At 71.0% G+C, this 20,605-nt stretch carries 21 protein-coding genes and 1 pseudogene; 16 read left to right on the forward strand and 6 right to left on the reverse strand.

The annotated features are described in order from the left end of the window. The first annotated feature begins 73 nt into the window (after positions 1-73). The 6 genes from ACIBKX_RS28460 to ACIBKX_RS28485 all read left to right on the forward strand — a co-directional run bounded on the left by ACIBKX_RS28460 (position 74) and on the right by ACIBKX_RS28485 (position 6,086). Positions 74-1,321 (forward strand): Ig-like domain-containing protein, encoded by a 1,248-nt coding sequence (locus ACIBKX_RS28460; protein WP_363275631.1) that lies wholly within the window; start codon positions 74-76, stop codon positions 1,319-1,321. Between the two features lie 139 nt (positions 1,322-1,460). Then, a complete protein-coding gene (locus ACIBKX_RS28465) occupies positions 1,461-2,231 on the forward strand; it encodes an enoyl-CoA hydratase-related protein (RefSeq protein WP_363275632.1) in 771 nt (256 codons plus the stop codon). A 306-nt stretch (positions 2,232-2,537) separates the two neighbouring features. Further along, complete coding sequence (locus tag ACIBKX_RS28470; protein ID WP_363275634.1) at positions 2,538-3,041, forward strand: ATP-binding protein; 504 nt, start codon at positions 2,538-2,540, stop codon at positions 3,039-3,041. A 383-nt stretch (positions 3,042-3,424) separates the two neighbouring features. Further along, positions 3,425-4,246 (forward strand): polysaccharide deacetylase family protein, encoded by an 822-nt coding sequence (locus ACIBKX_RS28475; RefSeq protein ID WP_363275635.1) that lies wholly within the window; start codon positions 3,425-3,427, stop codon positions 4,244-4,246. After that, entirely contained in the window at positions 4,246-5,433 is a 1,188-nt protein-coding gene (locus ACIBKX_RS28480; RefSeq protein ID WP_363275637.1) for a PQQ-binding-like beta-propeller repeat protein, read from the forward strand. The genes ACIBKX_RS28475 and ACIBKX_RS28480 overlap by 1 nt, the downstream gene beginning before the upstream one ends. Before the next feature lie 101 nt (positions 5,434-5,534). Further along, the gene (locus ACIBKX_RS28485) at positions 5,535-6,086 is read left to right on the forward strand and encodes a glycoside hydrolase family 25 protein (protein ID WP_363275638.1); all 552 of its coding nucleotides are present in this window, start codon (positions 5,535-5,537) and stop codon (positions 6,084-6,086) included. Between the two features lie 199 nt (positions 6,087-6,285). Here ACIBKX_RS28485 and ACIBKX_RS28490 read toward each other — a convergent pair whose 3' ends face one another. After that, positions 6,286-6,945 carry an NAD(P)-binding domain-containing protein gene (locus ACIBKX_RS28490; RefSeq protein WP_363275639.1) on the reverse strand — a complete coding sequence of 220 codons (660 nt, stop codon included), beginning with the start codon at positions 6,943-6,945 and terminating at the stop codon, positions 6,286-6,288. Between the two features lie 148 nt (positions 6,946-7,093). Then, entirely contained in the window at positions 7,094-7,780 is a 687-nt protein-coding gene (locus ACIBKX_RS28495) for a zinc-binding dehydrogenase (RefSeq protein ID WP_363275640.1), read from the reverse strand. A 140-nt stretch (positions 7,781-7,920) separates the two neighbouring features. On the opposite strand from ACIBKX_RS28495, the pseudogene ACIBKX_RS28500 reads away from it, so the two are divergent. Continuing rightward, positions 7,921-8,115, forward strand: a pseudogene (locus tag ACIBKX_RS28500) (helix-turn-helix transcriptional regulator); the annotation flags it as partial. Here the strand turns inward: ACIBKX_RS28500 and ACIBKX_RS28505 are convergent. Both ACIBKX_RS28505 and ACIBKX_RS28510 read right to left on the reverse strand, forming a co-directional pair. Further along, entirely contained in the window at positions 8,057-8,521 is a 465-nt protein-coding gene (locus ACIBKX_RS28505) for an ABA4-like family protein (RefSeq protein WP_363275641.1), read from the reverse strand. The pseudogene ACIBKX_RS28500 and the gene ACIBKX_RS28505 sit on opposite strands and share 59 nt — an antisense overlap. Next, a complete protein-coding gene (locus tag ACIBKX_RS28510) occupies positions 8,518-9,432 on the reverse strand; it encodes a hypothetical protein (protein ID WP_399376445.1) in 915 nt (304 codons plus the stop codon). Before ACIBKX_RS28510 ends, ACIBKX_RS28505 begins: the two co-directional genes overlap by 4 nt. Before the next feature lie 247 nt (positions 9,433-9,679). Between ACIBKX_RS28510 and ACIBKX_RS28515 the strand changes: the two genes are divergently transcribed. Beyond that, entirely contained in the window at positions 9,680-10,393 is a 714-nt protein-coding gene (locus ACIBKX_RS28515) for a MerR family transcriptional regulator (RefSeq protein ID WP_363275643.1), read from the forward strand. A gap of 376 nt (positions 10,394-10,769) precedes the next feature. Continuing rightward, complete coding sequence (locus ACIBKX_RS28520) at positions 10,770-11,192, forward strand: hypothetical protein (protein WP_363275644.1); 423 nt, start codon at positions 10,770-10,772, stop codon at positions 11,190-11,192. 173 nt (positions 11,193-11,365) lie between these two features. On the opposite strand, the gene ACIBKX_RS28525 is transcribed toward ACIBKX_RS28520, so the two are convergent. Then, a complete protein-coding gene (locus tag ACIBKX_RS28525; RefSeq protein ID WP_363275645.1) occupies positions 11,366-12,058 on the reverse strand; it encodes an FCD domain-containing protein in 693 nt (230 codons plus the stop codon). A 206-nt stretch (positions 12,059-12,264) separates the two neighbouring features. On the opposite strand from ACIBKX_RS28525, the gene leuA reads away from it, so the two are divergent. Continuing rightward, the gene (gene leuA, locus ACIBKX_RS28530; protein ID WP_399376349.1) at positions 12,265-14,067 is read left to right on the forward strand and encodes a 2-isopropylmalate synthase; all 1,803 of its coding nucleotides are present in this window, start codon (positions 12,265-12,267) and stop codon (positions 14,065-14,067) included. Next, a complete protein-coding gene (locus ACIBKX_RS28535) occupies positions 14,064-14,852 on the forward strand; it encodes an ATP-binding cassette domain-containing protein (protein ID WP_363275646.1) in 789 nt (262 codons plus the stop codon). Before leuA ends, ACIBKX_RS28535 begins: the two co-directional genes overlap by 4 nt. Positions 14,853-14,912: 60 nt before the next feature. Here the strand turns inward: ACIBKX_RS28535 and ACIBKX_RS28540 are convergent, their stop codons facing one another. After that, entirely contained in the window at positions 14,913-15,125 is a 213-nt protein-coding gene (locus ACIBKX_RS28540; protein ID WP_363275657.1) for an EF-hand domain-containing protein, read from the reverse strand. Between the two features lie 81 nt (positions 15,126-15,206). Here ACIBKX_RS28540 and ACIBKX_RS28545 point away from each other — a divergent pair, with 81 nt between their 5' ends. From ACIBKX_RS28545 to ACIBKX_RS28565, 5 genes are all read left to right on the forward strand, one after another. Continuing rightward, entirely contained in the window at positions 15,207-15,875 is a 669-nt protein-coding gene (locus tag ACIBKX_RS28545; protein ID WP_363275647.1) for a GNAT family N-acetyltransferase, read from the forward strand. Positions 15,876-15,923: 48 nt separating this feature from the next. Next, complete coding sequence (locus ACIBKX_RS28550; RefSeq protein ID WP_363275658.1) at positions 15,924-16,580, forward strand: response regulator transcription factor; 657 nt, start codon at positions 15,924-15,926, stop codon at positions 16,578-16,580. Continuing rightward, a complete protein-coding gene (locus ACIBKX_RS28555; RefSeq protein WP_363275648.1) occupies positions 16,577-17,878 on the forward strand; it encodes a HAMP domain-containing sensor histidine kinase in 1,302 nt (433 codons plus the stop codon). Before ACIBKX_RS28550 ends, ACIBKX_RS28555 begins: the two co-directional genes overlap by 4 nt. Positions 17,879-17,951: 73 nt before the next feature. After that, on the forward strand, positions 17,952-19,598 hold the full coding sequence (locus ACIBKX_RS28560; RefSeq protein WP_363275649.1) for an alpha/beta hydrolase: 1,647 nt from the start codon (positions 17,952-17,954) through the stop codon (positions 19,596-19,598). Between the two features lie 108 nt (positions 19,599-19,706). Beyond that, a complete protein-coding gene (locus tag ACIBKX_RS28565; RefSeq protein ID WP_363275650.1) occupies positions 19,707-20,588 on the forward strand; it encodes a hypothetical protein in 882 nt (293 codons plus the stop codon). The last annotated feature ends 17 nt before the right edge of the window (positions 20,589-20,605 follow it).

The following is a 20,605-nucleotide window of genomic DNA, read 5'->3' on the forward strand; positions in this document are numbered from 1 at the left end:
CGGGGCGCGTGTCGGCACGTGCCAAGGCACTGGGGTGCGGGCCTGACCAGGCCGTGCGAGGGGAGACAACATCGTGAACGGGCGACCGATATCGGGGACGTCGGTTGGCGCGCGGGGGCGCGCGCGGCGGCGGGGGAGCAAGGGCCTCTTCGCGGTGGCATCAGGAGTGACGCTGCTGTTGGTCACGGCCTGTGGCGGAGGCGGCGGTTCGGACTCCGGGGACGGCAAGGGCAAGGACCGGGCGGCCGACAAGAACGCGCCGTCGACCGCGGTGGTGACCATAGCCCCCAAGGACGGCGCCGAGTCGGTGGCGACCAGCGGGGCCCTGAAGATAGCCGCCGACAAGGGCAAGCTGTCGAAGGTCGAGGTCGAGGACAGCAAGGGCAACCCGGTCCCCGGCAAGATCACTTCGGGCGGCGCGACCTGGACGCCCGCGCATCACCTCGCGGCGTCCACCAAGTACAAGGTGCACGCGATAGCCAAGGACTCCGAGGGCCGTGAGTCCGCCAAGGACACCACCTTCACGACACTGACCCCGAAGAACACCTTCGTCGGCCAGTTCACCCCGGAGGACGGCTCGAAGGTCGGCGTCGGAATGCCGTTCTCCGTCCACTTCAACCGCGGCATCACCGCGCCCGAGGACGTCGAGAAGGCCATCGAGATCAAGACCGAGCCCGCCGTGCCCGTCGAGGGCCACTGGTTCGGCAACGACCGCATCGACTTCCGCCCCGAGAAGTACTGGAAGGCGGGCACGAAGGTCACCGTCAACCTCAACCTCGACGGAGTCGAGGGCCGTCCTGGCGTCTATGGCGAGCAGGCCAAGACCCTGAAGTTCACCATCGGCCGCAGCCAGGTCTCCACCGTCGACGCCAAGTCCCACCAGATGAAGGTCGTCCGGGACGGCAAGCAGATCAAGAAGATCCCGATCACCGCGGGCGCGCCCGGCACGACGACGTACAACGGCGAGATGGTCATCAGCGAGAAGCTGAAGGTCACCCGCATGAACGGCGAGACGGTCGGCTTCGGCGGCGAGTACGACATCAAGGACGTCCCGCACGCGATGCGCCTGTCCACGTCCGGCACCTTCATCCACGGCAACTACTGGTCGGGTGGCGCCTTCGGCAACACCAACGCCAGCCACGGCTGCGTGGGCCTGAGCGACGTCCGCGGCGGCTACAGCAAGAAGACGCCCGGCGGCTGGTTCTTCAACAACTCGATGGTCGGCGACGTCGTCGTCGTGAAGAACTCCGCGGACAAGAAGATCCAGCCCGACAACGGCTTCAACGGCTGGAACATGTCCTGGGAGAAGTGGAAGGCCTGACCAGGCCGAGGGGCTGATCCGGCCGAGAGTCTGATCCGGCCGAGAGTCTGATCCGTCGGAGGCAACCCCTGCCTCTTAGGGGATATGCCTCACCCGTACGCATGTCGTCGCGGGGCACGGCACGGCTAACGTGCCTCGCATGACATCTGTGCATCTCGAAGTCGCCGAGGGCGTCGGCACCATCCGCCTCGACCGTCCCCCGATGAACGCGCTCGACATCGCCCTCCAGGACCGGCTCAAGGAGCTGGCCGAGGAGGCGACCCGGCGCGACGACGTACGCGCCGTGATCATCTACGGCGGCGAGAAGGTGTTCGCGGCGGGCGCGGACATCAAGGAGATGCAGGCGATGGACCACACGGCGATGGTCGTGCGGTCCCGCGCCCTGCAGGAATCCTTCACCGCGGTCGCCCGCATCCCCAAGCCCGTCGTCGCCGCCGTCACCGGCTACGCGCTCGGCGGCGGCTGCGAACTCGCGCTCTGCGCCGACTTCCGCATCGCCGCCGACAACGCCAAGCTCGGCCAGCCGGAGATCCTGCTCGGGCTGATCCCCGGCGCCGGCGGCACCCAGCGCCTCGCCCGCCTGGTCGGCCCGTCCAAGGCCAAGGACCTGATCTTCACCGGCCGGATGGTCAAGGCCGAAGAGGCGCTCACCATCGGCCTGGTGGACCGGGTCGTGCCCGCCGCCGAGGTGTACGAGCAGGCGCACCAGTGGGCGGCGCGGCTCGCGCAGGGGCCCGCGATGGCGCTGCGCGCCGCCAAGGAGTCCGTGGACGCGGGCCTGGAGACGGACATCGACACCGGGCTCGCGATCGAGCGCACCTGGTTCGCGGGTCTGTTCGCCACGGAGGACCGTGAGCGGGGCATGCGGAGCTTCGTCGAGGAGGGGCCGGGCAAGGCGAAGTTCGTCTGATCCGACCTTCGGAACGGGGCGATCTGCCGTGAAGTGCCCCTGGAGCGTGATCAGTTGAGGGAACGTCAGCATGCGTGTCCCCCGAAGGGGCGGATTATGCGTGCCTTAAGAGAGCCTTAAGTCTGCATCTTCGAGGGCTGTTGGTGATCACCCGTAGGCGGGTAGTCATTGCAGGTCAGGCGGGTTGTGGTGGGGTCTTAACTGCCAGTGGCATATGCCTAGTCAGCCCCCCGGAACGGATGGTTCCGGGGGGCTTATTCCTGGGGAACGCCCCCGTAAGGCGCTCCGTGCGGCCATGATGGGGGCATGGCGGGGCTGGAGGGTATCGAACAGCCGCGGCGGCATGGCAGTGCGACCGCGGCGCGCTGGTCGCCGGCGGTTGAGGACGAACACGCGCTCAAGGCGCTCGAGTTGTTCGGCAATCCGACGGACGCGGAGGTTCCGCTGCCGTCGCGCCCGGAGTCCGCCGCCATCGCGCGCCGCCTCGCCCAGGTCGTCGTGCTCCGCCACTGGGGGCTCTCCCCGAAGCTCACCGAGGACGTCGTCCTGCTCGTCTCCGAACTCGTCGGCAACGCCGTGCGGCACACCGGCGCCCGCGTCTTCGGGCTGCGGATGGTGCGGCGGCGCGGCTGGATAAGGATCGAGGTGCGCGACCCGTCGCGCGGACTGCCCTGTCTGATGCCGGTCCATGAGCTCGACCTCAGCGGCCGGGGCCTCTTCCTCGTCGACAAGCTCTCCGACCGGTGGGGCGTGGATCTGCTGCCGCGCGGCAAGACGACGTGGTTCGAGATGCGGGTCGCCGACCGCTGAAGCGTACGTACGCGAAAGCCCCCGGTTGCCGGTATGCGGCGCTGCGGGGGCCTTCGTGAAGCGATGTGGACGAATGGGGTGTGGTCCACGACCGCTGAAGCGACCTGAGCCCGGGTCAATGGGGGTCGTGGCACCGACTATGGCAGACGGGGGCCAGCGATCCAAAAGTCCTGATCCGGGCATACACGTACAAAACCGGACGGTGCAAAAGTGAATCCTTGGTGAGATGGGACACCCGCCTGGTAAACGCTGGTTAAGTGCAGCCTGTGACAGGTGATCCGCAAGGGTTGCGGAGGTGACCGGGGCTCGCGCGACCCCGACCCGCAGGACGGCAGAAGCGGGCAATCATCAGCTTTTGCCCGCTTTACCCATTAAATGGTCGCGTGATCGAGACAGACCGCCGCGCGACCCTCCGCGCGGCCGCCGGACTGGCCGTCGCGGGCGCCCTCACCGCGGGCTGCTCCACCACCGGATCCCTCCCCGGATCCACCCCCGGATCCACCCCTGGATCCACCCCCGCGAGCCGGCACCCCGCGCCCCGGCACCCCGCTCACGCCGCACCGAAAGCGCCCCGCGCCGCCCCCGCGCCCCGCCGCTACCCCGGACAGCCCGACCAGATCACCCACGGCCCCCGCCGCCGCCCCCAGGTCGCCCTCACCTTCCACGGCCAGGGCGACCCGGCCATCGCCCGCTCCCTCCTGGCCATCGCCGAACAGGCCGACGCCAAGATCACCGTCCTCGCCGTCGGCAGCTGGCTCGACGAACACCCCGCACTCGCCCGCCGCGTCCTCGACGGCGGCCACGACCTCGGCAACCACACCCAGCACCACGTCACGATCAACGAACTGCCCGAGGCCGACGCCTACGCCGAGATCACCGGCTGCGCCCGGCGCCTGCGCCGACTCACCGGCTCCATCGGCACCTGGTTCCGCCCCTCGCGCGCCGAACGGGCGACCCCCCTCGTCGCCCGCCTCGCCCACCGCGCGGGCTACCCGCACGTCCTCTCGTACGACGTCGACTCCCTCGACTTCACCTCGCAGGGCGCCCCGGCCGTCACCCGCAAGATCGCCTCAGAGGTGCGCGCGGGCTCCGTCGTGAGCCTGCACTTCGGGTACGCGGACACGGTCGCCGCGCTCCCCGCCGTCCTGGAAGACCTCGACCGCCGCGGACTGCGCGCGGTGACGACCACGGAGCTGCTGACCTGATGCCCCTCACCCTGAACCTCACCCGCCGCACCGGAGCGGTCGTCGCCGCCGGAGCCGTCGCAGCCGCCGCGCTCGCCGGCTGCGGCACCGACAAGCGGGCCAACGAAGCCCTCGGCACCCAGGGCATCCAGAAACCCGCCAAACCCAAGGCGGCACCAGGCCTGCCCGGCATGCCGCCGGTCCTCGACCCCAAGGACGTCTACGCGGCCGACCGCCCCAACAGACTCTCCCCGGTGGTCAAGGACTTCCCCTCCCGCGTCTACGTCCCCAACACCAACTCCAACACCGTCTCCGTCATCGACCCCAAGACGTACCGGGTCATCGACACCATCGACGTGGGCATCCAGCCCCAACACGTCGTCCCCTCCTGGGACATGAAGACCCTCTGGGTCAACAACAACCGCGGCCACACGCTCACCCCGATCGACCCCAGGACCGGCAAGGCGGGCAAGCCCGTCGACGTACACGACCCGTACAACCTCTACTTCACGCCCAACGGCAAGTACGCCGTCGTGATGGCCTCCATGGACCGCGAACTCGTCTTCCGCGACCCGCACACCATGAAGAAGGTCAAGACCGAACCGGTCAGCTGCTACGGCGTCAACCACGCCGACTTCTCCGCCGACGGCCGCTACTTCATCGTCTCCTGCGAGTTCTCGGGCGAGCTGTTGAAGGTCGACACCGAGAAGATGAAGGTCGTCGCCCAGCAGAAACTCCCCTTCGACGGCGCCATGCCGCAGGACGTGAAGGTCTCGCCCGACGGGAAGACCTTCTACGTCGCCGACATGATGGCCGACGGCATGTGGGTCCTGAGCGGCGACAAGTTCGACAAGCCGAAGCTCCTTCCCACCGGCAAGGGTTGCCACGGTCTGTACGTCAGCCGCGACTCACGCGAGATGTACGTCTCCAACCGCGGCGAGGGCACGGTGTCGGTCTTCGACTTCCCCAAGAACAAGCTGACCAAGAAGTGGAAGCTCCCCCAGGGCGGCAGCCCCGACATGGGCGGCGTCTCGGCGGACGGCAACACGCTCTGGCTGTCCGGCCGTTACGACTCCGAGGTGTACGCCATCGACACCCGCACCGGCGTCCAGACCGCCCGCATCCCGGTCGGCGGCGGCCCGCACGGCCTCGCGGTCTACCCGCAGCCGGGGCGCTACTCGCTGGGGCACACGGGCATCTTCCGCTGAGCCCACCGTGCCCGGGTCATTCAACGGTTGACGTCCGCGGCCACCGGGAACGGGGAGGGTAGATCCACCGCCCCGTTCCTCTGCCCCACGGGAGGCCGCGCATGATCCGAGGCATCGACGTCAGCTCGTACCAGTCATCGTTCAGCACGACCGGCCTCTCCTTCGTCATCATCAAGGCGACGGAGGGCCGTTCGTACGTCAACCCGAGACTGACGGCCCAGACGAAGCTGGCTCGTGACGGCGGCTGCGTGGTCGGCTTCTACCACTTCCTGTGGCCGGGCAACATCACGGCGCAGGCGGAGTACTTCGTGAGCAAGGCCCCTGAGAAGGAGGGGGACTTGCTGGCGGTGGACTGGGAGTGGACGGGGGATCACACGGCCGCGTCGAACGCGGAGAAGGACCGCTTCATCCGGGAGGTGAAGCGGCTGCGCCCGAACCACAGGGTCCTTTTGTACGCAAACCGGGATTTCTGGTTGAACCGGGACACCACCTCCTACGCCGGCGACGGACTGTGGATCGCCGACTACGTGACGGCGGGCAAGCCGCGCATCAAGGCGAAGTGGACGATCCATCAGTACACGTCGACACCGCTGGACAAGAACGTCGCGGATTTCGAGAGCGAGGACGCGCTGCGGGACTGGGCGACGCCCTAGGGTCTGTCCGGCGGATCTGGCCGGCTCCTGTGGGCGGCGCCTTGTCTCTGTCGGTGAGCGGTGGTCTGGTGCGTGCAGCTGCAAGGCGGAGGATTGAGCCATCGCGGAGCGATGGCGATGGACGACAACGCCGCAGATGCGCGTGCCAGGCCAGCGCGTCCCAGGCAAGATCCGCCGGACAGGCCCTAGCCGTCCGACGTCAGGCCCGCCACTCCGCCGTGCGCTCCGGGGACGCCTCGGACAGGGCCTTTGTCACCGCGTCCGCGTCCGCCGCGAGACCGTACACCGGAGTGCCCGGCTGCTGGCGCCACGACTCGTCCTGGCCGCCCGTGTCGACGGTGTCGAAGCCGATCTCGTCGAGCAGATCGCGTACGACCTTCTTGGCTGCCTCGTCGTCACCTGCGATCGGCAGTGCGACGCGGCCGGGAGCGCCCTTGGCCTGCGGCTTGTCGAGGATGTCCTGGGCGTAGGTGCCGTTGAAGGCCTTGATCACGGAGTGGCCGATCTGCCGCTCCGTCCAGCGGCTCTCGGTCAGGCCCTCCTCGATCTCGGCGATCTTCCCGTCGCGCTGCTGCGGGTAGTAGTTGCCGGTGTCGATGACGGCGACGTCGTCGGCCGCCCCGTCGAGGAAGCCGGCCGGCAGGTTCGGCACGGCCTTGAGCGGGATCGTCACGACGACGACCTGGGCGCCCCGCGCGGCCTCCTCGACCGTCACCGGCGTCGCGCCGGTCTCCTCGGCGAGGGCGGTGAGGGTGTGCGGGCCACGGGAGTTGGCGACGGACACGTCGTGGCCGACGGCCCTGAAGCGACGGGTGAGGTTGCCGCCGATGTTGCCCGCGCCGATGATGCCGATCTTCATGACTCGCCCCTCCGGGGGTTGGTTCTCTGATGCGGTACGTAACGGAGCCAACCTCCGGAACGGCTGAGGTATTCCGGACGGCCGGGGGATTCCGGGTGGATGAGGGATTCCGGGCGGGTGAGGCGCCCCTTCCGGAAGGGGCGCCTCCTCAGAGCTTCAGCGTGATCTTGCCGGTGTGCCTGTCGGACTCCATCAGGCGGTGCGCGTCCCCGACCGCGTCAAGACCCTCGAAGACCTCCGCGATCACCGGCCGCAGCGTTCCGTCCGTCAGGCCCGCGTTGATGTACGCGGCAGCGCGCACGCGGCCCTCCTCCGTGGCCGTGACGTCCGTGTTCGCATAGCCGTGGACCGACAGCGGCCAGTTCATGGGGAGGATCGAGGGGCGGCCGTCCAGCCAGCCGTACGCGACGATGTGGCCGTGGGGGACGGCCGCCTCGCCGAGGGCCTGCAGGCCGGGCCCGCCGATCGCGTCGAGCACGATGTCCACGCCCCGCCCGCCGGTCAGCCGCCTCGTCTCCTTCGTCACGTCCGCGTCCTCGCTGACGATGACGTGCTCGGCGCCCAGATCGAGGAGTTGCCGCCGCTTGGCATCGGTGCGGGTGGTGACGATCGGTACGGCGCCCGCGCGGCGTACGACCTGGATGGCCGCGGTGCCGACACCGCTGGACGCGCCCGTGATCAGGACCCGCCGGCCCGGCAGCAGCCCCGCGGTCCGCACGAGCGCGCCGTACGCGGTGGAGTAGGTGAGCCAGACCGCGGCCGCGGTCACCGCGTCGACGGCGGCTGGGCGCGGGACGACCGCGGTCTGCGGCAGCTGGATCAGGTCGCCGTACACGCCCTGCGTGCTCAGCTCGGTGTTCGCCGCCGTGAGGACCGCGTCGCCGGGTAGTAGTAAGTGCCCGCACGGAACAGGGCTTCGGCGCGGTTGAAGCCCAACGCCTCGACGCGGATGCGGACTTCGCCGGGGGCGAGTGCGGGGAGCCGCCGCTCGCGTATCTGACGTGGTGGCGGATGACGGCGGCGGGCCGGCTGCTGAGCGAGGAGGACCTGTCGCTGCGGCAGGTGGCCGAACGGGCGGGCTACACCTCGGAGTTCGCCTTCTCGCGGGCCTTCAAGCGTGAGTTCGGGGTGGCGCCGGGGCAGTACCGGAGACTGCGGGCCGCCGGTTAGCCGCCGCCCGGATCAGCAGGAAGAGCAGCATCGCGAAGGGCGACAGGAGGATCGTCAGGACCAGGAGCGGGCCCGTCACCAGCGGGTGGACGCCGATGCGCCGCGCCTCGCGGTACATCCACTGGCCGATCAGCAGGTCCCAGGCGATGACCTGCGCCCAGATCGCGCCCGCCCCATTGGCGAGGACGAGCAGTTCGCGGAAACCGTCGATGTCCGGGCTGCTGACCGCCGCCCAGAGTTCGGGGAAGACGGGCAGCGCCATCGTGAGAAAGACGACCAGTACGGGTACGACGGTCAGCGGCGACGCGGCGATCCGTTCCGTCGCGCGCCACCCCGGCGCGAAGATCATGAGCAGCCAGACCGGCGCGGCCAGCCAGAAGGAGAGCTCGAAGAGGAATCCGGTCATGCCGCGAGCTCCTTGGTCTCGTCGACTTCCTGGCTGGGAACGGTTGTTGTGGGGGAGCGGCGCAGTGCCGCACATGTCCCGGCGGCCGTCGCCGCGAGGATCAGTGCCGCCGCCGTCAGCGTCACGCCGTCCGGGTGGATGAGGGGCTGGGCGCGCAGGGCCTGCCAGGTGACCAGGGCGAAGGCGGCGGCGTACGCGGTCGACGCGACGAGCACGAGCCGCAGGCGTACGCGTCCGTCGGCGAGCCGTGCGAAGCGGGGGCGCGACGCGAGCGCCGTCAGCACCATCAGGAGCAGCGGGAGCAGTTGCAGGGCGTGCATGCCGACGAAGTGCGGGACACGGAGGTCGCCGCCGGTGGTGGACCAGCCGGTCAGCGGCATCGAGGGGCCGCCGTCGGGCACGCCCACGCTGTGGGCGCCGACGACGGACGACGAGCCGCGCGTCTGCCCGGGCGCGGGCTGCGTCATCAGGAACCCGATGGCGGCTCCGGCGAGTGCGAGCGCGGTCCCGCAGCGCATGGCCCAGGCGGAGGCGCGGTCGGCGATGCGGGCGCGCAGCAGCAGGACGGCGATGGCCAGGGTGGCGAGCCACAGGACGACGACGGTGACGGCCATCGCGTTGAACAGCGCCTCGTCGAACGGGGTCGCGTGGTTGAAGTGGCTGCGCTTCCCGCGCACCACCTGCCCGGTGATGATCGCCATCTCGACGACGCTCGCGGCGGCGACCACCGTCCCCGCCCACCAGCCCGCCCTGCGGCCGCGGTCGAGCAGCGACAGCATCCAGGCGAGCGAGAGTCCGTAGGCGACGAACGAGACCGAGAACTTGAACGGCTTGAACCAGATCGGCGCGCCCACCAGGACGCGGTCGTCGACGACGAGCCCCACTCCGGAGACGACGGCGAGTAACGCCATGGAGGCGGAGAAGAGCACGAGTGGGCGGTGCCATGAACGCCATGAAGACATAGGGATCCCCCTGTGGTGGACGTATCTGGACGTATCTGGATGTGCCTGGATCTATGGATAGCTCTGTGGTGCACGTATAGATAGCTGCACTATGGATAGTGGCGCTGTCCGCTATCTGATAGCGCCACTATCTATGATGGGCGGCGAGGATCGCAAGAGCGGGCAAGCGGGCAGAGGCAAGGAGAGTGGCCGGGCCGTGCGTATTGGCGAGTTGAGCCGCAGGACCGGCGTGCCGGTGCCGACGATCAAGTACTACGTCCGTGAAGGGCTGCTGCCGCAGGGCGAGTTGAGCAGCCCCAACCAGGCGCACTACGGAGAGGCGCACGAGCGCAGGCTGCGGCTGATCCGCGCGCTGCTCGACGTGGGCGGCCTGAAGGTGTCCGCCATCGCGGAGGTGCTCGGCGCGGTCGACGACCCCGAGCGCCCGCTGCACAAGGTGCTCGGTGCGGCGGCCGACCGGCTCGGCCCGGCGGGCGCCGCCGACGACGACGCGGAGGCGGCGGCCGCGCGGACCGCCGTCGAGGGCCTGATCGCGCGGCGCGGCTGGCGCACCCACGAGTCGAACCCTGCCGCCGCCGACCTCGCGCGCGCCTTGGCCGCCCTGGACCGGGTGGGCCACGGCGCGTTCACGGAACTCCTCGACGAGTACGCCGAGGCGGCCGAGCTGGTCGCCCGCGCGGACCTCGGCTATGTGGACCGCAGGGGGGCGGTGGAGGACCTGGTGGAGAGCGTGGTGATCGGCACGGTCCTCGGGGAGGCGGTGTTCAGCGCCATGCGGCGGCTCGCGCATGTGGACGCTTCGGCCCGGTTGTACAGGGTTCGTGGCGCGGGCGGCGTGGAGCGTGCCGGGAGGGAAGCAGGGGAGGGCAGGCGGGAAGAGGGGGAGGACAGGTTGTCCGAGGACCGCTGATCCGTCGCGCGGTGAGGGCGTGTGCCAGGCCAGGGGCGGCGATGCCCGTGGGGGCGACCCCACGCCCGGCGCGGGACCAGAGGCCCCATGGGTCTGCGCGGCAACAGTCGTCGCGCGCGCGGTGGGCTGCGCGGGAATTCCTGGGGGAGTTGTGGTGCGGGCGGCCTTGAGGGCGGTGTGTGAGGGCCTTCGGGGAACGGCCTGAATTCATGCGGAAATTCCCGGCTTCCCAGGTCTCTTCGGACGTCGCCGACGGTGGCCGATTACCGAACTTGTCAGGAATCCAGGACGGATGGAAATGTGAGGGCGGTCGACGGACCAGACCATTCGTCGACGACTTTGGCCGCGAGATCAGTCGAATGGAAAGGGGAATTCGGTGGCATCGATCAAGAGCCTCTCGGCTTCCATTCAGGTGTTCAGCGACGACACCAACCTCGACGCGTACGACGGCAAGACCGTGTGGACGCGGGATCCGGCGCAGACCTATCAGGTCTGGCAGCTCGAACTGGTGGGTGAGACCACGGCGGGAACGGGCATCTACACGATCGAGAGCACCCACTACAAGGGGCAGTGCCTCGAGGCCACCACGCGCGACGGGTCGGTGACCTTGAAGCCCCGCAGCCCCGACAAGCTGTCGCAGCGCTGGCTGGTGGACCTCGGGCAGGAGCAGACCACCATCGAGAGCAGGAAGTTCCCCGCCCTGCTCATCACGGCGAACGGCGTGGACCAAGCGGTGACCGTCAAGGAATCCGCGCAAGGCGCGCCGAATCAGATGTGGACCTTCTACGACAAGATGTAGGAGTTCGAGTTCCTCCGCCGCCCGTCGCGATCTTCGCTCTTCTTTTCGTTCTCTTCGGCCTTCCCGGATTTCCCGTTCCTTCTGTTCCTTCCGGCCGAAGGGGATTGGGAGAGTGGTTGTGTGGGCGGCGGCGGGAAGCCCGGCGGGGGTACCGGAATCCCGGGCCCGCCGGGCTAGCCGTGGTTCAGCAATTTCCGCAGCGTCCCCTGGAGTTCGGCCTGCGCCACCCGCGCCGCTTCCTCCGCGTCCCTCGCTTCGACGGCGCGCACGAGTTCCGCGTGCGCGGCATCTCCGTGGTTCGCCTCCGTGGCGCGTACGTCGATGAGTTCGAGGAGGCTGATCAGGCCCTGCCGCAGCGCGGGCATGAACTCCGCGAACAGATCGGTGAGCACGGGATTGCGCGCCGCCGCCACGACCGCCGCGTGCAGCGCGATGTCGGCGTCCACGAACGCCGCGTCCCCCTCGGCGGCCGCCGCCCTGCGGCCCTGGAGCGCGGCCCGCATGGCGGTGATGTCCTCGTCCGTGCGGCGCATCGCCGCGAGCCGCGCCGCCTGCACCTCCACCAGCATCCGCACCTCGTACACGTCCGTGACCGCGGCCCGGCGCAGCCGCGTCGGCCAGTCCGCGACCGCTTCCGTCGCCGTGACGAAGACGCCGGAGCCCTGCCGGGGCTGCACGAGCCCGGCGCCGGCGAGGGCACGCAGGGCCTCGCGGACGGTGGAGCGGCCGATGCCGAGTTCCTTGGCGAGGGTGGTCTCGCCGGGGAGTTTGGTGCCGATGGGCCAGTGGCCGGCGGCGATCTGCTCGCGCAGGCGCTCGGCGGCCTGTTCGACCAGAGGGCTGGGGCGCAGGGATCCGAGGGGCATGCGGGGGCCTTTCCGGAGGTGGGACCTCAGCTTGTCTGAGGAGTACTTGTCTGAGGACCTGAGGTGTGGCTAGTGTAGCCGCGTGATCTTCTGCGGTCTCCTTCTTCTCGGCTGCCGCGGCGGGGCCTGAAGCGACCGGCACCCCGCCGCGGGGTGCCGTGCTGCCGGTCGGCCGACCGACCGCGACCCGAAGGACACCGCTTCCGATGAGCGACACCGCGTACGACATCACAGCCGATGCCGCGCCCCACGCGCCCCGAGCGCCCCGCGTCCCGTACGACTGGAATCCGCAGCGCCCCAGTCCCATGCCGCACCACCGCTACCGCCCCTACCAGGACCGCGTCGACGTTCCCGCCCTGGAGCGGAGCTGGCCGAGTGCCCGTATCGAGCGCGCGCCCCTCTGGGTCCCCGTCGACCTGCGTGACGGGAACCAGGCGCTGGCCGAGCCGATGGACACCGGCCGCAAGCGGCGCTTCTTCGAGCTGCTCGTCTCGATGGGGTTCAAGGAGATCGAGGTCGGCTACCCCTCGGCCGGCCGCGCCGACTTCGACTTCGTGCGCGACCTCGCCGCGCTCAGTGCGCGCGGCGAGATCCCCGAGGACGTCACCATCGTCGTCTTCACGCCCGCCAAGCCCGACCTCATCGACCGCACCTTCGCGGCGATCGAAGGGCTGCCCCGCACCGTCGTGCACCTCTACGTCCCCACCTCGCCCGTCTGGCGTGACGTGGTGCTCGGGCGTTCGCGGGCCGAGGTGCGCGCGGTCGCCGAAGCGGCCGCCGCCCGGATGGCGCGCCTCGCCGACGCGCGGCCGCACGCGGACATCCGCTTCCAGTTCTCCCCGGAGACCTTCAACCTGACCGAGCCCGACTATGTGGTCGAACTCTGCGACGGGCTCACGGAGTTGTGGGACGCGAGCCCCGGCCGCCCCGTCACCCACAACCTCCCGGCGACGGTCGAGATCGCGACCCCGAACGTCTACGCCGACCAGATCGGGTATCTGCACCGCAGCCTGGCCAGGCGTGACTCCGTCATCCTCTCCGTCCACCCCCACAACGACCGCGGCACCGGCGTCGCCTGCGCCGAACTCGCCGTCCTGGCCGGCGCCCAGCGCGTCGAGGGCTGCCTCTTCGGCAACGGCGAACGCACCGGGAACGTCGACCTGGTGACCCTCGCCCTCAATCTGCACGCCCAAGGCGTCGACCCCATGGTCGACTTCTCCGACATCGACGCCGTGCGCGAGACCGTCGAGCACTGCAACCGGCTGCCCGTCCACCCCCGCCACCCCTACGCCGGCGACCTCGTCCACACCGCGTTCTCCGGCACCCACCAGGACGCCATCAGCAAGGGATTCGCCCAACACGCCCGCCGGGCCGCCGAGTTGGGTGTACCGGAGAGTCAGGCGCCCTGGGGCGTGCCGTATCTGCCGATCGACCCGGCGGACATCGGCCGCAGCTACGAGGCGGTCATCCGGGTCAACTCCCAGTCCGGCAAGGGCGGGATGGCGTATCTGCTGCGCACCACGCACGGACTCGACCTGCCGGAGCGGATGCGGCCCGGCTTCTCGCGCGTGGTGCAGGACGCCACGGACGACAGCGGGCGCGAGGCGACGCCCAAGGAGTTGTACGAGCTGTTCGAGACGGCATATCTCGTGCCGGGCCGGGACGGCGGGGTGCGGCTCGACGCATGGACCACCGACCGCGCCCCCGACGGCGCGCACCGTTTCGTCTGCACCCTCCAAGTGGGGGACAGGGCAGGGGACTTCGAGGGCGCGGGCAACGGACCGCTGTCCGCGTTCACCGAGGCGCTCGCCGCCGCCGGGATCACCGTCGACATCCTCGACTACTCCGAACACGCGGTGGAGGCGGGCGGCGGCGCCGAGGCCGTCGCGTACGCGGAGTGCCGGGTCGACGGTGTCGTCTGCTGGGGCGCGGGTCTCGACACCTCGGTCCTGACCGCTTCCGTGCAGGCGGTGCTCTCGGCCGTGAACCGGGCGGGGGTCGGCCGATGACCCCGGTGCTGCACGCGGACGGCGTCACCGTCGTCCGCGACGGCCGCCCCATCCTCGAAGAGGTCACGCTCACCGTCCGCCCCTCAGAGCACTGGGCGCTGCTCGGCGCCAACGGCGCGGGCAAGTCCACCCTGCTCAGCCTCTGCGGAGCCGTCACCCACCCCACCCACGGCACGGTGGAGGTGCTCGGCCGCCGCCTCGGCAGCGTCGATCTGCGGGACTTGAGGGCGTACGTAGGTCATGTGAACCCGCGTCATCCGCTGCGGTCCGCGCTGCGGGTCCGTGACGTCGTCCTGACCGGCCTCACCAACAGCGTCGAACCGCTGCCCCGGTGGTGTCCCACCCCCGAGCAGGAGGAGCGGGCCGACCGGCTGATCGCGATGCTCGGCCTCGGGCACCGCACGGACGCGCGCTGGCCCACGCTCTCCCAGGGCGAGCGCGGCCGGACCCTGATCGCGCGCTCGCTGATGCCGAGCCCGCGCCTCGTCCTCCTCGACGAACCCGCCACCGGGCTCGACCTCGCGGGCCGCGAGGGACTCCTCGACAGCCTGGACTCCCTGCGCGAGAGCCACCCCGGACTCGCCACGGTCCTGGTCACCCACCACCTGGAGGAACTCCCGGCCGGTACGACGCACGCCCTGCTGCTGCGGGACGGCCGCACGCTCGCCTCCGGCGCCGTCGACGACGTACTGACGAGCGACCAGGTCAGCAAGTGCTTCGACCATCCGGTGCGCCTCGAGCGCAGGGAAGGGCGGTGGAGCGTGCGGGCGGCGGCCCGGCGCTGATACATGCGCAAGGGGCCCCGCGCACGTATCCGGCCGCGGGGCCCCTTCGCTGTCCGCCGACTACTTGTTCAGGCTCGCCCAGAACTCGTCGAAGGTCAGCTTCTTGTCGTCGTTGGTGTCCTTCGTGCCGATCACGGCCTCGGCCACCGTCTCGGTGACGTAGAAGTCCCCCATCTGCGCCATGGCCGACTTCCACTCGGCCGCCGTGATGAAGCCGTCGCCGTCCGCGTCGAACCGCTCGAACGTCTTGCGCGCTTCCTCGATGTCCGCCACCGGATCCACCCCTTCTTGGTGCATTACTGAGTGGGCTTAGGGTAACGGCCGTCCCGCGGCCCGATCACAAGGAGTACGCCCATGGCCAGCACCGCCGCCTCGCTCGGCTCGATTCTCGACGCGGCGGCCCACGGCCGCTTCCCGCCGCCGGACGGCTCGACGACCGTCGTGCCGCAGCCGAGCCACCGGGACGCGGGGGTCATCGCCTTCACGGCGCACTCCGTCGTCTTCACCGACGAGGACCCCCGCTGGGTGCGGGCCACGCTCGACTCCCTCGACTGCGATCCGCTCGCGGCGACCCTCAACCCGCGGTTCCTCGGCGCCTTCCTGGACCGCACGGGACGTACGACGGACACGATCGACCTGCTGACGGTCGCGTCCGCGCTGCCGGGCGACCCCGACCCCGCGCTCGGCCTGACCGAACTCGACGACCCCGACCACCCCCGCGTGGCACGGGCCCGCAAGCGCCGCGACGACGTCCGGGTGTGGGCCTGCGAGGGCGGCGGGGCCGGCGGGGTCCTGGTCATCGGCCGGGGCGTCGCCGGGCGCTGGGAGACGGCGACAGAGGTCGCGGAAGCAGGGCGGCACCAGGGGTTGGGGCGCGCCCTCGCGCTCGCGGCACGGCATCTCGTACCGGACGGGTCCGTGGTGTGGGCGCAGCAGGCGCCGGGCAACGCGCGCAGTGTGCGGGCGTTCCAGGCGGCGGGGTACCGGCCGGTGGGGGCGGAGGCGCTGCTGTTCGCGGGGTGAGCTCCGGGGGCGGTGTACCCCCTTGTCGATAGGCTGGGCGGCGTGCGAGTGCTGCTGGTCGAGGACGACGACAATCTCCGCTTCGGGGTGGCCGCGGCGCTTCGCGCGGCCGGGCTCGCCGTCGACGCGACCGCCGATCTGCCGCAGGCCGACGAGGCGCTCTTCGTCACGGCGTACGACTGCGCGGTCTTCGACCGGATGCTGCCGTCCGGTGACGCCGTCGCGTACGTCGCGGAGCTGCGCCGCACCGGCCGTGCCGTGCCGGTGCTGTTCCTCACCGCGCGGGACTCGGTGGCCGACCGGGTCGAGGGGTTCGCGAGCGGGGGCGACGACTACCTGGTCAAGCCGTTCGCCGTACCGGAGTTGGTGGCGCGGGTGCGCAGCCTGTGCCGCCGTTCGCCGGCGGTGCGGCCGCCCGTGCACCGGGTCGCCGACGTGGAGATCGACACCGCGCGGCGGCAGGTGCGCAGGGCGGGGCTGCTCCTGACGCTCACCAGCCGGGAGTTCGCCGTCCTTGAGGTCCTGGCGGCGCGCGCGGACCAGGCGGTGACGCGCGGCGAGCTCATCGAGAGCTGCTGGGACGAGATGACCGAGCCGCAGTCCAACGTCCTAGAGGTGCTGATCTCCCAGCTGCGCCGCAAGCTCGGCGATCCGCCGCTGATCCGCACCGTGCGCGGGGTCGGCTACCGCCTGGCCCCCGAGTGAGGCCGCGCACCACGGGCCCGCTCACGCCCACCGCGCGGGTACGCCGACTGCGCCGACGCATCACCGCCCTCTTCGCCCTGACCAGTGCCGTGGGGCTGATCGGGATGGCGGTCTTCGCGGTGCGCAGCGACGACCGGCGGTGGCGCCAGCAGCTCGACGGGGCGATGGGCCAGGACACCGGCTGGGCCATCGGCCTCCTCGTGACCGACGACGACGGGCGGCTCGACGCGCGCGAACTCGCCGACACCATGGGTACGGGATGTCCGCCGCTGACGGTGCTCTCGGTGCCGCTCGACCCGCCGCGCACCCCGCTGACGGTGGATCACACGCCGCGCCACCCCTGTCTGCGGGTCGCCCCCGCGCTCGTACAGGAGATGGGGGCGAAGGCGGTGCGGGGCGACGACGTGGCGACGGCCGACCGGCACACGACGGACGGCCGTCCGGTCCGCCTCTACGCCGATCCCTTCTACGCCCCCGAAGCGGTGGACGACGACGGTCCGCAGGGCGTCATCGTGACGATGGCCGACACGACCGACCAGCGGTCCGACCACCGCCGTCTCACCTGGCTGGTGGCGGGGGCCTGCGCGGTCCTGGTCTGCCTCTCGGCGGCGGTCGGCCATGTGCTGTCCGGCCGCGCGATCCGTCCCGCGCTCGCGGCACTGCGCCGGCAGGAGACGTTCCTGGCCGATGCCGCGCACGATCTGCGCACGCCCGCGGCATCGCTGCGGACGCTCGCGGAGACGGGGCTGCGGGGGGAGGCGGACCGTACGGAGGTCCTGAAGCGGACGCTGCGGCTCGCGGACGGGATGGGGGGTCTGGTCGACGGGCTGCTGACCCGGGCCCGGCTGATGTCCGGTACGGAGACGCTGGCGCGGGAGCCGTTGCGTCTCGACCAGCTGGTGGAGGGGGTGGTCGCGGACACGCCCGCCCAGGGGCACCGGGTGACGCTGCGGTGTGTCGAGACCGTGGTGGTGGCCGACCCCGATCTGCTGCGCAGGGCGGTGGCCAACCTGCTGTCCAACGCGCTGGCGCACGGGCATCTGCCCGGGGAACCCGCGGACGTCGAGGTCATCGTCGCTCCCGGCGCGACGGTCACGGTGGCCGACGCGGGTCCGGGGCTGCCGCCCGGCCTCGCGGAGTCCGGCGCCCTCTTCGACCGCTTCCGCAGCGGCAGCGGCTCCACGGGCCTCGGCCTCTCCATCGCCGCCTGGGTGGCGCACGCACACGGCGGATCCCTCACGGCCGCGGCGGGGCCGCGCGGCGGCGCGAGCTTCACCCTGCGGCTGCCGGAGGCGTAGGCGTTCCGGTTCCTCATCAAAACCTCAGGGTCGGACCTGCAAGGTGGGGCGAACCGATCTTGGGAGTGCTCCTGTGTACCGCGCCGACCGCCTTACCGTCCCCGTCCTGGCCCTGGCCCTGGCCACCGCCACCCTCGCCGCCGCCACCCTCACCGGCTGCACCGCGGCCGGTGGCGCCTCCGCCGTCGAGCCCGCCGCGAAGCCCGAGCTCAAGCGGTTCTACGGCCAGCAGCTGAAGTGGAAGCACTGCGGCGAGGGCGAGGGCGGGGCCGAGCTGCGGTGTGCGCGGCTCACCGTGCCGATGGACTACGCCCACCCGGAGAACGGGAAGACCTTCGTCCTGCCTGTCGTCAAGGCGGTCACCGCCGACCCCGACCGCCGTATCGGCTCCCTCGTCTACAACCCCGGCGGCCCCGGCGCGTCCGGCGCGAGCGACCTCAGGGACGGCGGCGACGAGAGCTTCGGCGCGAAGGTGCGGGCCCGCTTCGACATCGTCTCCTTCGACCCGAGAGGCGTCGGCGGCAGCACACCCGCCGTGAAGTGCGCGGAACCCCCGGAGGAGGAATCCGCCGAGACGGACGAGGGGGCAGAGGCGGACGCGGAGACAGGGGAGGACTCGTACGAGGACACCTACGCCCCCGAGCCCATCACCCCCGCCACCGCCGCCGAACGCGACCGTGCCGTCGCCGGAGCGGACGCCGAGGCCGAGGCGTGCCGGAAGGGCAGCGGAGGCATCCTGCGTCATGTCGGTACCGAGGACGCGGCCCGCGACATGGACGTACTGCGAGCCGCCATCGGCGACCGGAAGCTGACCTATCTCGGCTGGTCGTACGGGACGAACCTCGGCAGCGTCTACGCGGAACAGTTCCCGCACCGCGTCCGCGCCCTCGCCCTGGACGGTGCGATCGACCCGTCCCTGAACTGGCGGGAACGGGCGGTGTCCCAGGGCCTTGGGTTCCGCAGGGCCGTGGACGACTACGCCGAGTACTGCGCCGACGTCGCGGGGGACAGCTGCCCCGGCGCGACGCCGGAAGAGATATCCGGCCTGATCGACGACCTCCTGGAGCAGACGGAAGAAGAACCCCTGCCGGTCGACGGAGACCGCTACGACGTCGACGCCACCACGCTCCTCGGGGTCATCACGGACGCGATGTACACCCCCGAGGCCCAATGGAAGGAATTCTCCGAGGCGCTGCGCTCGGCGGCCGAGGGCGACGGCACGCAGCTGGCCGACCTCGCGGAGGCCGACGAGGAGCCGGGCGCGTCCCACCGCACACCCCGCGGCGACGACAACGGCTCCGACGACAACAGCTCCGACGCCCTGCTCGCCGTGAGCTGCGTCGACATACCCCACCCCCGTACCGTCGCCCCGTACTGGAAGGCGCTGGCCCCGGCGGACGAGGTCGCGGGCGCGTACGGCACGTCGGGCATCGTCAGCGAGCTCGCCTGCAAGGACTGGCCCACGAGCCCCGGCACCCGGCCCCCGCACAAGGTCCGCGCCGACGGTGTCCCGCCGGTCCTGGTGGTGGGCACGACGGGTGACGCCGCCACGCCGTACGAGGAGGCCGCGAGCCTGGCGGAGCAGTTCCCCGGCGGGATGCTCCTGACGTACGAGGGCCTCGGGCACACCGCGTACGGCCGCAGCAACGCCTGCGTCACGCGCGCGGTCGACGACTACCTCACCGACCTGAAGCCGGTCCGCTCCGGCAAGACCTGCTGACGGTTCCGCAAGCACCACTGGCCATACCCCCCGGGGGTATGTATAGTCACGGGTGTCGCCAAGACGGGCGGCACCCGGAAGACGTATCGCGCAGGTGGAGGCAGAGCCATGACGAAGAACCACGCGGGCCACGACATGACGGGCCACGGAGACCACAGCGCCCACGGCGGCGCACGCCCCGGCGGCCTCGCGGTCTCCGAGGGCGGCTACACCCTCGAGTTCGACTCGACGATCCTCCCCGCCGGGCCGCAGACGCTCACCTTCCGCGTGACCGGCCCCGACGGGCGGACGGTCACCGAGTTCACGCCCGAGCACGAGAAGGAGGTGCACCTGATCGCCGTCCGGCGCGACACGACCGGGTTCCAGCACGTGCACCCGGTGATGGACCAGCACGGCACCTGGAGCGTCGACCTGACGCTGGCGCCGGGAGCCTGGCGGTTCTTCACCGACATCCACCCGACCGGCCACGACGGCACCATGACGCTGGGCATCGACGCCTCGGTCGCCGGAGCGTACGACCCGCGGCCGATCTCCGAGGACACCCGCACCGCGCGCATCGGCGGCTACACCGTCACCCTCGACGGCGAACTCGCGCCCGGCGAGGCGAGCGACCTCACGCTCACCGTCAGCAGGGACGGGCGGCCCGTCACCGACCTGCAGCCCTACCTGGGCGCGTACGGGCACCTGGTCGCCCTGCGGGTCGGCGACCTCGGCTACCTCCACGTCCACCCGGACGGCGAGCCCGGCGACGGCAGCACCGAGCCCGGCCCCGACATCACCTTCATGGCCGTCGCGCCGTCGGCCGGCACCTACCGCCTCTACCTGGACTTCCAGCACGACGACAGCGTCCGGACGGCGGAGTTCACGGTGCGGACCAAGGCGACCGCCCCCACGGGCCACGCACACGGCCACGGCCACGGCCACGGACACGGTCACGAGCACGGGCACCAAGCCCAGCACGCCGACCACGGCCACCACGCCCACCACTGACCGCGGAGAGGACCGTC

It is taken from the genome of Streptomyces sp. NPDC050658 (assembly GCF_044457025.1).
In the GTDB taxonomy this organism is placed as follows: domain Bacteria; phylum Actinomycetota; class Actinomycetes; order Streptomycetales; family Streptomycetaceae; genus Streptomyces.